Raw genomic sequence first — 12,930 nt, 5'->3', positions numbered from 1 at the left:
CGCCGGCAGCGCGCTCGGCGCGGTTTGGGCAAGCAGCGCCTGCGGCAGGGCCGCACTCAGGGCAGCCGCCAGCAGGACTCTGGTTCGAAACAGCGTGTTCATAAACAGCTAAAAGGGAAACGGGTAAGCGGGGAATATTATTCGGCCTCAGTAATGTGGCGATACTCATTGATGAGCTTATGGCCCTTGAGCGTGGCCACGCCCAGCAGAAAATGCTCGTCGAACACCCGGTTCACGCGCACCGGACTAAACTGCGCGGCCGGGTACAGCTCCGAGTCGAAGGCCAGCTCAATCTGGGCCAGGTTGAGGCGGGCCAGCACGTCCACATCGAGGTCGGCCCGGAACAGGCCCTCGGCCATGCCGCGGCGCAGGTTCTGCACTATCTGGTCGAGGATGAAGGTGTTTTTATGCTCCCGAAACAGCTCCCAGGCGGCCGGGTGATACTTCTTCATGTCGTTGAAAATGCTGGGATGGATGTTGGCAAACTGCTCGTCGGCCCACTTCGAGAGCATCAGCATCTCCTCCACGGCGTTGGCGGCCTTGCTGGCGACGCCGGCGCATTCGCCCTGCACGCCGTTGAGGTGGCGGTTGATGCCGGCCAGCACAATCTGGTCTTTGTTTTCAAACCACTTATAGAGGGTTTTTTTCGACATGCCCATGTCGGCGGCGATGTCATCCATGCTCACGCTTTTAATGCCATTGCGCATGAAAAGCTGCTGGGCGTGGTTTAGGATTCGGTCTTTGATTTCCATAATGAACGCCGCAAAGATACATTGGAAACTTTTATCGTGCCCAAAGTTTCCAACGCATTTTTACCGTCTGCAACCAGTGCAGGGCCTTTTCGCGCGGAGCAAGACGCAGATGCCCGGCATTTATTTTACCCAACCGCGAAAAAAAAGCGCACAATCATTTGCACAGACAGCTAATTTAAATAGCAATACAAAGCTAATAAAATTAGCTGATTTGCACAAGAAAATCAGATTATTTATTTGTAAACGCCGCCGTAGCCCGGGGCGCGCCCGAAGTCGCGCCGGCCGGTACTTTTGCGCGGGGCCGCGGTGGCCCACCAGCATTCGCACTTCTATGAAAATCCGGACCGGCTTCGGCTACGACGTTCACCAACTGCAGGAGGGCCTGCCCTTCTGGCTTGGCGGCATTGAGGTGCCGCACACCCACGGCGCCCTCGGCCACTCCGATGCCGACGTGCTCATTCACGTCATCTGCGATGCGCTGCTGGGCGCGGCCAACCTGCGCGACATCGGCTTCCACTTCCCCGACACCGACCCGCAGTACAAGGGCATCGACTCGAAAAAGCTGCTCGCCGGCGTGATGCGCCTGCTGCGCGAAAAAGGCTACGAGGTGAGCAACATCGATTCGACCATCTGCCTGGAGCGCCCCAAAATCAACCCCCACATCCCGGAAATGCAGCGTGTGCTGGCCGCCGTGATGGGCGTGGCCGAGGAAGATATTTCCATCAAAGCAACCACAACCGAAAAACTGGGTTTTGTGGGCCGACAGGAAGGCGTAGCCGCCTACGCCAGCGTGCTGATTGTTCGCAGCTAGGGCTGTAGAGACGCAATATTTTGCGTCTCGCCGTCCGCGCCGTTCGAGCGTCGTTCAAACATCATCGTTCAACGACGAGACGCAAAATGTTGCGTCTCTACATCGTTCTGAAATTTCCCACCAACCATATAACATGAAGCAAACCCCTCTCCTGCTGGCCTTTCTGGCTTTGGCCAGCGCTGCCCCGGCCCACGCGCAGGGCAAGGTTAAAGTGAAGACCAAGCCCGCCTCGGGCGCATCCACCAAAATCAAGACCGGCCCCGGCAAGGCCGACGGCAAAGACTGGAGCGTGAAATACGCCGACATGGTGAACGCTGAGCGCCTGCGCGCCCACCTAGCCGTGCTGGCCTCCGACGAGTACGAGGGCCGCGAAACCGGCCAGAAGGGCCAGCACATGGCCGCCGACTACGTGGCCAAGCAGTTTAAAAACGCCGGCCTGACGGGCCCGGTGAAAACCGGCACCGACCCCTACCAGCAGCACTTCGACGTGGAGCAGGTGACCTGGGCCGAAGGCAACACCCTGAAAGTGGGCAGCACCGACTACGCCTGGCTGACCGATTTCTACGGCACCGGCGACTCGCCCTTCGGCCAGGAAACCACCGTGAAGCCCGTTTTTGTGGGCTACGGCATCGAGCAGGATGGCTATTCCGACTACGCCAACGTGGACGTGAAGGGCAAGGATATTCTGGTGCTGCTGGGCGAGCCTACCGGCGACGGCGGCAAATCGGTGCTGAGCGCCGACGGCGCCCCCACCAAATGGGGCACCGACACCGGCCGCGGCGCCAAGGCCACGCTGGCCGCGCAAAAAGGCGCGCGCTCGGTGTTCTTCGTGAGCTTCAACCCGACCAGCAATTTTAGCAAGCTGGCCGGCCGCATGGCTCCTTTCATTGCCCGGCCCTCGATGGTGATGGTGGGCAACGACCGCCCCGGCCGCGTACCGGCGTTCTTCATTTCGCCGGCCGTGGGCCTGGCCGTGCTGGGCACCAACGATGCCGCCATGCAGGCCTACCTGGGCAAAATCAACAGCACCAAGCAGCCGGTGGCGTCGCCCTTCACGGTGGTGCCGATGCAGATTAAAGCCGAGCGCAAGCGCGAGCGGCTCGATACGCAGAACGTGCTGGGCTTCATCGAAGGCACCGACAAGAAGGAAGACGTGATTGTGATTTCGGCCCACCACGACCACCTCGGTAAGCACGACGGCCAGGTGTTCAACGGGGCCGACGACGACGGCTCGGGCACCTCGGCCATTATCACGATGGCGGAGGCGTTTGCCAAGGCCAAGAAGGAAGGCCACGGCCCGCGCCGCAGCCTGCTCTTCCTGAGCGTGACGGGCGAGGAAAAGGGGCTGTTTGGCTCGGAGTACTACTCGAAGCACCCGGTGTTCCCGCTGGCCCAGACCGAGGCCGACCTGAACGTGGACATGATTGGCCGCACCGACGTGGAGCACGAAGGCAAGCCTGACTACGTGTACGTTATCGGCTCAGACAAGCTGGCTTCGGAGCTGCGCGTGATTCTGGAGCAGGAGAACAAGAAGTACGGCCCCATCGATATGGACTACCGCTTCGACGACCCCAACGACCCGAACCGCTTCTACTACCGCTCCGACCACTACAACTTCGCAGTGAACAAGGTGCCGGTGGCGTTTTTCTTCAACGGCGTGCACGCCGAATACCACCAGCAGAACGACGAAATCGAGAAAATCGAGTTTCCGAAGATGGAGAAGCGGGCGCGCCTGGTGTTCCACACCGCCTGGGAGCTGGCCAACCGCGACGGCCGCATCGTCGTTGACTCGAACAAGCCGTAAACGCTAGCGTTTTGCGCGTGTCGTAGAACGTCATGCTGAGCTTGTCGAAGCATCTCTACCGCGGTACTACATCCATTCGTTTGGAGTAGCTAAGCGGTAGAGATGCTTCGACAAGCTCAGCATGACGTTCTTTTTTATTCGTTCTTGTTCTCCTCCCTATTAACAATCCTCTCTCCCACTCCATGCTAAAGCCCTTCGCGCTGGCGGCGCTGCTACTCGCCGGCGCTCTACCCGCCGCCGCCCAGAATGCGCCCACCAAAATCAAGATAAAAACCAAGGGTGCGGCCGTAGCGCCCGCCGCCCCCGATTTATCGCAGACCTACGCCGCCCTCATCGAGCCCAACGGCCTGCGGGCGAACCTCACGGTGGTAGCCTCGGATGCTATGCAGGGACGCGAAACCGGCCAGCCCGGCCAGAAGCGGGCGGCCGAATACCTGGTGCAACAAATGGCCGAAATCGGCCTGCAGGCGCCGGTAACGGGCAGCGACAACCCGTATCTGCAGCACTTTGCGCTGACGCGCAGCACCTATGCGCCGGGCGGCTACCTGCAGGTGAACGGGCAGCGGCACGAATACCTGAACGACTGGTTCAGCTACGGGCCGATGCCCTCGCCATTCCTTAATGAAACGGCTTCGCAGCCGGTGTTTGCGGGGTTTGGGGTGGAGCAGGGCGCGTACTCGGACTATGCGGGGCTGGATGTGAAAGGCCGCGACGTGGTGGTGATAATGGGCGAGCCGCAGGACGAGCGGGGGCGCAAGCTGCTGCCGGCGCGGGGCCGTAAGGACGACTACTGGGATTCGGGCCTGCGCAAGGCGGCGCTGGCCAAGGCGCACGGCGCGCGCAGCATCTTTTTGATGACGTTTGCGCCGGCGTCGGCTTTCCAAAAGCAGACCGCTGAGCTGGGCGAGCAGCTGCGCGAGCCGGCGTTTGCGCTGCCCGACCCCGGGCCGGAAATCATCGACACGGTGGCCGAGAATATTCCGCCGGGCATTGGGGTGTACTTCACCTCGCAGGAGCTGGGGCTGGCCCTGGCCGGCACCACGATGAACGGGCTGGTGGACTACGTGCGCAACGTGGCCCGCGCCGGGCGGCCGGTGCCGGCGGGCTTTCAGGCTCCCGCGGCCACCATCTACCTGCCGCAGAACACGCAGCCGCTCAGCACCGAGAACGTGCTGGGCTTTCTGGAAGGCACGGACAAGAAGGACGAGGTGCTGGTGATTTCGGCCCATTACGACCACCTGGGCGTGAAGCACGACACGATTTACAACGGGGCCGACGACGACGGTTCGGGCACGGTGGGCGTGCTGGCGCTGGCCCGGGCATTTGCGCAGGCCAAGAAGGACGGGCACGGGCCGCGCCGTAGCATCCTGTTTGTGCTCATGACGGGCGAGGAAGAGGGCCTGTTTGGCTCGGAATACTACACGGCGCACCCGGTGCTGCCGCTGGCCAGCACTATCGCCGACCTCAACATTGACATGGTGGGCCGTACCGACCGCAAGCACAGCGCCAAGCGGCATTTCGTGTGTTTGGTGGGGTCCGATAAGCTGTCGTCGGAGCTGCACGCCATCAGCGAGGCGGCCAACCGCGACTACACGCACCTCGAGCTGGACTACCGCTACAACGTGCCCGGCGAGCCCGAGCACATCTACTACCGCTCCGACCACTACAACTTTGCGCGGCGCAACATCCCGGTCATTTTTTACACCACCGGCGAGCACGCCGACTACCACCGCGCCACCGACGACGTGGAGAAAATAGAATTCGATAAATTGGCTGAACGCGCCCGGCTGGTGTTTCATACCGCCTGGGTGCTGGCCAACCGCGAGCAACGTATCGTGGTTGATTCCCATAAGCCCTGATTTGCCATGACCATTGCCACCAAAGCCGGCCAGTTTCAGCTCGATGCCGAGCGCAAAGCCTTTGACCGCGAGCACCGCCGCAAAATCCGCTTCAACATCGGCAAGTACGATGCGGCCGTGAGCGCCGGCCTCAAGCTCTACGATGAGCACGAGCTGGCCCGCGACCGCGGCGCCTACCTCAAAGCCACTGTGCTGGAAAAGCTCGACGAGTACCTGCTGCAGTTCGAGGCGGCTTTCACGGCGCGGGGCGGGCGCGTGGTGTGGGCGCGCGACGCGGCTGAGGCGCTGGCCGAAATCGGCCAGCTGACCAAGGCCCGTGCCACCAAAACCGTGGTGAAGGCCAAGAGCATGACCACCGAGGAAATCCACCTGAACAAGTACCTCGGCACGCAGGGCATCGAGTCGGTGGAGACGGACCTGGGCGAGTACATCGTGCAGCTGAACGGCGAGCGGCCCTACCACATTGTGACGCCCGCCATGCACCTGAGCAAGGCCGACATCAACGACATCTTCGTGAAGCACCTCGGTACTGAACCCACCGACGACGCCCAGAAGCTCGTGCTCACGGCCCGCCACCTGCTACGCGACAAGTACACCAGCGCCGAGGTGGGCGTGACGGGCGGCAACTTCCTCATTGCCAAAGAAGGCGCCATTGCTGTGACTGAGAACGAAGGCAACGCCCGCCTCTCGGCCACCTTCCCGAAGCTGCACATTGCGGTGGTGGGCATCGAGAAAGTTATTCCGCAGCTCACGGATTTGGACCTGTTCTGGCCGCTGCTCAGCACCAGCGGCACGGGCCAGCAGGTGACGGTGTACAACACCGTGTACTTCGGCCCGCGCCAGCCCGACGAGGTGGACGGCCCCGAGGAAATGGTGGTGATACTGCTCGACAACGGCCGCACCAACCTGCTGGCCCAGCCCGACAAGCGCGCCGCCCTGCGCTGCATCCGCTGCGGGGCCTGCCTGAACGTGTGCCCGGTGTACAAGAACATCGGCGGCCACACCTACGAAACCACCTACTCCGGCCCCATCGGCTCGGTCATCAGCCCGCACCTGAGCGGCCTGCCCGAACACCAGCACCTGAGCTACGCCAGCAGCCTGTGCGGCGCCTGCACCACGGTGTGCCCGGTGCGCATTCCGCTGCACAGCCTGCTCCTGCTCAACCGCAAGCAGGCCGTGGAGGAAGGCAACGCGCCCACCGAGGAGAAGCTCGCCATTGGCCTATGGAAGTGGAGCATGCAGCACCGCTGGGCGCTGGATGTGCTGCCGGCTAAGGTGAAAGACTGGAGCCTGGGCCGCCTGCTGGGCCAGGTGGGCTGGAGCAAGCGCCGCGAAAGCCTGCACATCGGCGGGCCTTCGTTCAGGGAGCTGTGGAAGGCGCGGGCGCGCCAGCGTTAGGCCAGGCAAAACGCTGGGTATTCGGCTTTTCGGGGCCGGCGGCCGTATCAGGGTTTTTCGCTGCTTATGCATCCGTACTTGTTGGTTGCCCTCCGCATCGTTGCCGGCCTGGGCGGTGTGGCTTTGGTTATCACCACATTGTCGGCGGCCATTCGCTCGTTTGTGCTGCCGCGCAACGAGGTGGTGCGTCTGAATGTGTGGGTGTTCATGGGCATCCGCACGGTGTTCGACCTGGTGGCCCGGCTGGCCAACTCCTACGAGCGGCGCGACCGCATCATGGCCCACTACGCCCCCGTGGCGCTGGTGGCGCTGCCCGTGTGCTGGGAGGCGCTGGTGAGCCTGGGCTATACCGGCATGTACTGGGCCGTGGGCGAAGGCAGCCTGCAACACTGCTATCAGCTGAGTGGCAGCTCGTTGCTCACGCTGGGCACCATCGATGATTTCAGCTTTGTGGGCGGTGTGCTCACCTACTCCGAGGCCACGCTGGGGCTGCTGCTGCTCACGCTGCTACTCTCCTACCTGCCCACCATCTACCAGGCGTTTTCGCGGCGCGAAGCCACGGTGGCACTGCTGGAGCTGCGGGCCGGCACGCCCCCCACGGCTGCCTGCCTGCTGGGCTGGCTGAACCACGACGGCTCGGTGCAGAACGACGACCAGCAATGGGCCGAATGGGAGCGGTGGTTTGTCGAAATCGAAGAAAGCCACACCTCGCTGCCGGTGCTCTCGTTCTTCCGCTCGCCGCAGCCGGGCCGCTCCTGGATAACGGCCGGCGGGCTGATTCTCGACACCGCCGCGCTGCTCTTTGCCGCCGTCGATGGCCCGCGGCCGCGCCAGGCCCAAATCACCTTCAAAGCCGGCTGCCTGGCATTGAACCGGGTATACCGCTTTTTCGACGTGAAGGCCGGGTCCGACCCCGTCAGCCTGTCGCCCGAGAGCGACGTGCCCGCGCCCGGCCGCGCCGACTTCGACGAGGCCTGCCGGATACTGGCCGACAAGGGCCTGAAAATTTGCGAAGACCGGGAGGCCGCCTGGCAGCAGTACCGGGAGCTGCGCAGCCGCTACGCCGTAGCGCTGCAGTTTCTGAGCCGCCTGCTGATGGCCCCGGGCCAGCCGGCAACTTCAGCAAAATAGTCTTCTCTTGTTCCCGCAGCCACCACTAATCGGCGCACTACGCAAGCCGGCGGCTGCACTATTCCTGCAATATTCAAGCATTGCAAAACCGCTGAAAACGGCCCGAATCAGGGTTTCAGTGGGATTTATTCGCAAGCGCTGAAAATATTATTGCTTTTGCGCCGCGTGCTTCTATTTGGCAGGTGCCATTAATCAGTAACTTACACCGCCATCCGACTCTTCGCGCCTTCGCGTGACGCCGGATGGTTTTTGGTTTTCATTTCACCCATTTTTCTCACCCTTTTTCCTCCCTCTATTTCCTAACTTCTATGCACACATCATTTTTAAGAAACCGGCTGGGCCGGTGGCTGGCGGTGTTGCTACTGCTGGTGGGGGCCACTGCGGCCCGCGCCCAGACGCTCATCAACGAAAATTTTGAAGGCGGCAATTCCTTCACCCTCGTGAACGGTGCGGCCACCAATGCCTGGGTAGTAGGCGCTGCGGCCGGCAACGGCCCCACCACTACCGGCGCCAAAGCCGCCTACATCAGCAACGATGGGGGCACGACGCACGCCTACACCACCACCGCCATTTCGGTGGTGCACATGTACCAGGATGTGACGTTCCCGGCCGGCCAAACCATTATTCAGCTTGGGCTGGACTGGCGAGGACTGGGCGAGTCGAGCACGACCTACGACGACCTGCAGCTTTTCCTAGTGCCGACCACGGTAACCCCTGCGGCCTCCAACTCGGGCGCCCTGAGTGCAAACAGCCGCCTGCAGAACTCGGGCTACACGCCCTTTGCCACCCTGACCGGCCAGACGGCCTACTCCCGGAGCACCATCACGATTCCGGCTAGCGCGGCCGGCACCACCCAGCGTTTGGTAATGCAGTGGTACAACGACGCTTCGGGCGGCACCAACCCGCCCGCGGCCGTCGACAACGTGGTGCTGACTGCGGCGGCGGCCGTGCCCTTGTGCGGCACCAAATCGGTGGGCCCCACCGGCGACTACGCGTCGCTCACGGCGGCTTTTGCCGCCGTGAACCTGAACGGCGTGTGCGGCCCGCTGGTGCTGGAGCTGCAAAGCAGCTATGTGAGCACGGGCGAAACCTTCCCGCTGACGTACACCTACGCGGGCGGCAGCGCCACCAATACCGTGACGGTGCGCCCGGCCGCCGGCGCCACGGGCCTGAGCATTTCGGGCTCGTCCACATCGTCTATCCTCAGCCTGAGCGGTGGCAAATACTTTGTGCTGGATGGCCGCCCCGGCGGCTCGGGCAGCACCGTGAGCGGCGCCGCCACTGCCACCGACCTGCTGGTAGCCAACACCAACACCAGCGGCATCGTCCTGAACCTGACCAATGACGCTACCAACAGCGCGGTGCAGCACTGCCAGCTGAAGGGCGTGGGCACCTCGTCGTCGTATCCGGTGGTGAACTTCAACAGCACGGCCACGGCGGGCAACAGCAACAACACCGTGCAGAACAACGCCCTGGGCAGCGGAGCCAGCCCGGCGGCCGTGCTGGTTTACTCGGGCAGCTCGCTGAATGCAACCAATACGGTGCTCAACAATACCCTGGCCGACTTCTACAACGCCTCCAACACCAGCTACGGCGTATACCTAAGCAGCGCCGGCAACAACTGGACCATCAGCGGCAACAGCTTTTACCAGACGGCCAGCCGCACAGCGGTGGCCCTGACGAACTACGGTATTTACGTGGTGAGCGGCGGCGGACATACCATTGCCAACAACGCCATTGGTGGCGCGGCGGCCGCCACCATTTCCACCACCGGGCCGGCAACGCTGTCGGGCACCTGGACGGTTGGCGCGGCGGCATTTGCCTACCGCTTCGTGGGCATCTACGTGTCGGGCAGCACCACGGCCTGCACCGTGCAGAACAACACCATCGGCAATATGAGCTGGTACTCGAGCAGCGGTGCCACCACCGCACCGGGCGTGTGGGGCGGCATCTACCTGCTCAGCAACGCCAACGTGCAGGGCAACACCGTGGGCAACGGCGTAACGGTGACGTCGACCACCAGCGGCGGCATCAGCTACGGCATCGTCAGCTCGACGGGGCCGACCACGCTCAATATCAACGGCAACACCGTAGCGGGCCTGACCGGCGCGGGCTCGGCCACCACCATTGCGCACAGCGTGGCGGGCATTCAGACGCAGGCTACTACCAACAACGTGTACCAGAACAAGGTGTACGGCTTGGTGGCCGGCAACGCGGGGGTATCGACGGGCATTCTGGCCCTGGCCGGCACCACCACCACCATCTACAATAACCTGATTGGCAACCTCACGGCCCCGGCCTCGACCAGCCTGACGGCGGTGGCCGGCCTCAGCGTAGGGGGTGGCACCACGATGAATGCCTACTACAACAGCATTTACCTGAGCGCCAGCAGCACCGGCGCCACGTTTGGCACTTCGGGCATTTACCTGAACTCGACCACGGCCACGCTCGACGCCCGCAACAACATTGTGGTGAACAAGAGCACCGCGGCGGGCACCGGCGGCTACACCGCCGCCCTGCGCCGCGTGAGCGGCACGGCGGCCACGGCACCGGCCAACCTGGCCACCACCACCAACAACAACCTCTACTACGCCGGCACGCCTTCGGCCACCAACCTGATTTACGTGGAGGGCACCACCACGGCCACCAACGCCCAGCAGACGCTGGCCGCCTACAAAGCCTTCGTGGCCCCGCGCGAGAGCAGCTCGGTGACGGAGGATGCGCCCTTCCTGAGCACGACCGGTACCGATGCGACCTTCCTGCACATCAACCCGGCCGTGGCCACTCAGGTGGAAAGCGGCGGTGCGCCCGTGAGCGGCATCACCACCGACTACGACGGCGACGCGCGCAACGCCACCACGCCCGACATCGGGGCCGATGAAGGCAGCTTCCTGGTGAATGACCAGACGCCACCCAGCATTACCTATACGGCGCTGGGCAACACCAGCAGCACCGGCAGCCGCACGCTCACCGTCACCATTATCGACCCCAGCGGGGTGGCCACGGGCACGGGGGCACCGCTGCTCTACTACCGGGTGGGCACCAGCGGCGCCTACACCAGCGTAGCCGCCACGAGCGTGAGCGGCAGTACCTACACCTTCACACTGCCGGGGGCAGCTGCGGGCAGCACTGTGCAGTATTACGTAGCGGCACAGGATGCCAGCCCCAGCAACAACGCGGGCACCAGCCCCGTTGGCGGCAGCGGCAGCAACCCGCCCGGCAGCACGGCCCCGGCCACGCCCAACTCGTACCAGGTGCTGACCACGCTGAGCGGCACGTACTACGTGACGGCTACCGTGGGCTCGTCGCCGAACCCGGCTAAGGAGTTTGTAAGCCTCACGGCCGCAGTTAATGCCTACAACACCAACGGCCTGGCCGGCGCCGTGACGTTTGTGCTGCTCGATGCCAGCTACAGCACCGCCGAAACCTTCCCGCTGGTTCTCAACGCCAACATCGATGCCAGCGCTACCAACACGCTCACCATCAAGCCCGGCGCAGGCGCAAGCCCGGTAGTTTCGGGCAGCGTGGCCTCGGGTGCGGTGCTCAAGCTCAACGGTGCCGACTACGTCATCATCGACGGCTCGAACGCGGGCACCACCAGCCAGAACCTGACCATCACCAACACCAGCGCCACGGGCACCGGCAACGCCGTGCTGTGGCTGGCGGCCGCTTCGGCCACCGACGGTGCCACCAACAACGTGGTGAAGAACACCATCGTCACGGGCAACTCGTCCACGGGCTTCCCGCAGTTCACGGTGTTCGTGGGCGGCGGCGGCGTGGGCGTGACGGCGCCCACCACCAGCACGCCGGCAGCCAACTCCAGCAACACGCTGCAGAACAACCTCATCACCAAAGGCTTCTACGGCGTATTTGTATTCGGCGTATCGGCCACCGTGCTCGACCAGAACAACCAGCTCATTGGCAACCAGATTGGCCAGAGCGCGAGCGGGTCGGGCTTCGGGGTGGAAGGCGTGCGGGCCATCTACCAGCAGAACCTGCTGGTGCAGGCCAACGAAATTCAGAATGTGGTTGACGCCACGACCGCCAGCCACTACGGCTTGCGCCTGGCCAACACGGTGGGCGCGGTAGTGACCCGCAACTCGGTGCACAACGTGCAGTCGAACAGCACTACCTCGGGCAACGTGGGCTACGGCATCTCGCTGTCGAACACCACCAACAACACCAGCGCCAGCGCCAGCAGCAACACCGTTAGCAACAACCTGGTGTACAACATTGCGGCCCCGCTGGCCAGCACCAGCTCCAACCCCAACGTGCTGGGCATTGCCAACACGGGCGGCTACGGCGACCGGATTCTGTTCAACACCATTTTGCTGAACGCGCCCCAGACGGCCGGCACCGGCTACTCGGCCGCCATTTCCAACGGCGACTCGCAGTTTGCCACGGCCTCGTCGGCGCTGGATGTGCGCAACAACATCATCGCCATCACGGCCAACGTGACCACGGCGGCGAAGTACTTCGGCTTCTACACGTCGGCGGCCAACGTGACGGGCTCGACGCTCGACTACAACGACTACTACCTGGCCGGCTCGGGCAGCGCTACCTTCTTCGTGGGCAACCTCAACGGCACCAGCCTGAACAGCTCGGCCACGTTGGCCGCCTGGCAGACGGCCACCGGCCAGGAAGCCAACTCCAAGTCGGTTGACCCGCAGTTTGCCCAAACCACCACCGTTCCCTTCAACCTGACGCCGGCGAGTGTTACCTTGAACAGTGCCGGTACGCCCATCAGCGGCATCACGACCGACTACGCCGGCGTTACGCGCAGCAACCCGCCCGATATCGGCGCCATTGAGTTTACGCCCCCGGCCTGCCAGGCCGTGACCGCCTTAGCCTTCGGCAGCATCACGTCGACCTCGGCCAGCATCACGTTTACCGCCCCCACGGGCGGCGCGGGCGCCAACAGCTACACCGTGACGTACACGCCGGCCGGTGGCACCGCCACCACCGTGACGCCCAACCCCACGGCCTCGCCGGTAGCCCTCACGGGCCTCACGCCCAGCACGAACTACACCGTGACGGTGACCACAAACTGCACGGGTGCGACTTCGCCCAGCGCCACGGGCACCTTCCGCACGGCCTGCGCACCGCCCACCTACGCCACGCTGCCGGCCACGGAGGGCTTCGAAAACACTTGGCTGAGCCGCTGCGACACCCGCG

7 protein-coding genes are annotated in these 12,930 nt (G+C 63.6%); 6 read left to right on the top strand and 1 reads right to left on the bottom strand.

Going from position 1 to position 12,930, the window contains the following annotated elements; genetic code table 11:
* Positions 1-137: 137 nt before the first annotated feature.
* Positions 138-752, bottom strand: coding sequence for a TetR/AcrR family transcriptional regulator (locus ACYVDE_RS05875; protein WP_460500554.1), 615 nt, complete (start codon positions 750-752; stop codon positions 138-140).
* Positions 753-1,083: 331 nt separating this feature from the next.
* Here ACYVDE_RS05875 and ispF point away from each other — a divergent pair, with 331 nt between their 5' ends.
* The 6 genes from ispF to ACYVDE_RS05845 all read left to right on the top strand — a co-directional run.
* Positions 1,084-1,563 (top strand): 2-C-methyl-D-erythritol 2,4-cyclodiphosphate synthase, encoded by a 480-nt coding sequence (gene ispF / locus ACYVDE_RS05870; protein ID WP_460500553.1) that lies wholly within the window; start codon positions 1,084-1,086, stop codon positions 1,561-1,563.
* A gap of 133 nt (positions 1,564-1,696) precedes the next feature.
* The gene (locus ACYVDE_RS05865) at positions 1,697-3,367 is read left to right on the top strand and encodes a M28 family peptidase (RefSeq protein WP_460500552.1); all 1,671 of its coding nucleotides are present in this window, start codon (positions 1,697-1,699) and stop codon (positions 3,365-3,367) included.
* A gap of 182 nt (positions 3,368-3,549) precedes the next feature.
* Positions 3,550-5,226, top strand: coding sequence for a M28 family peptidase (locus ACYVDE_RS05860; RefSeq protein ID WP_460500551.1), 1,677 nt, complete (start codon positions 3,550-3,552; stop codon positions 5,224-5,226).
* A 6-nt stretch (positions 5,227-5,232) separates the two neighbouring features.
* Complete coding sequence (locus ACYVDE_RS05855; protein WP_460500550.1) at positions 5,233-6,624, top strand: lactate utilization protein B; 1,392 nt, start codon at positions 5,233-5,235, stop codon at positions 6,622-6,624.
* 78 nt (positions 6,625-6,702) lie between these two features.
* Complete coding sequence (locus ACYVDE_RS05850; protein ID WP_460500549.1) at positions 6,703-7,755, top strand: hypothetical protein; 1,053 nt, start codon at positions 6,703-6,705, stop codon at positions 7,753-7,755.
* A gap of 308 nt (positions 7,756-8,063) precedes the next feature.
* The coding region (locus ACYVDE_RS05845) for a beta strand repeat-containing protein (protein ID WP_460500548.1) at positions 8,064-12,930 on the top strand (4,867 nt) is incomplete at its 3' end.

The sequence above is a fragment of the Hymenobacter agri genome, assembly GCF_054778495.1.
This window is presented reverse-complemented; position numbering and strand designations above follow the sequence as displayed.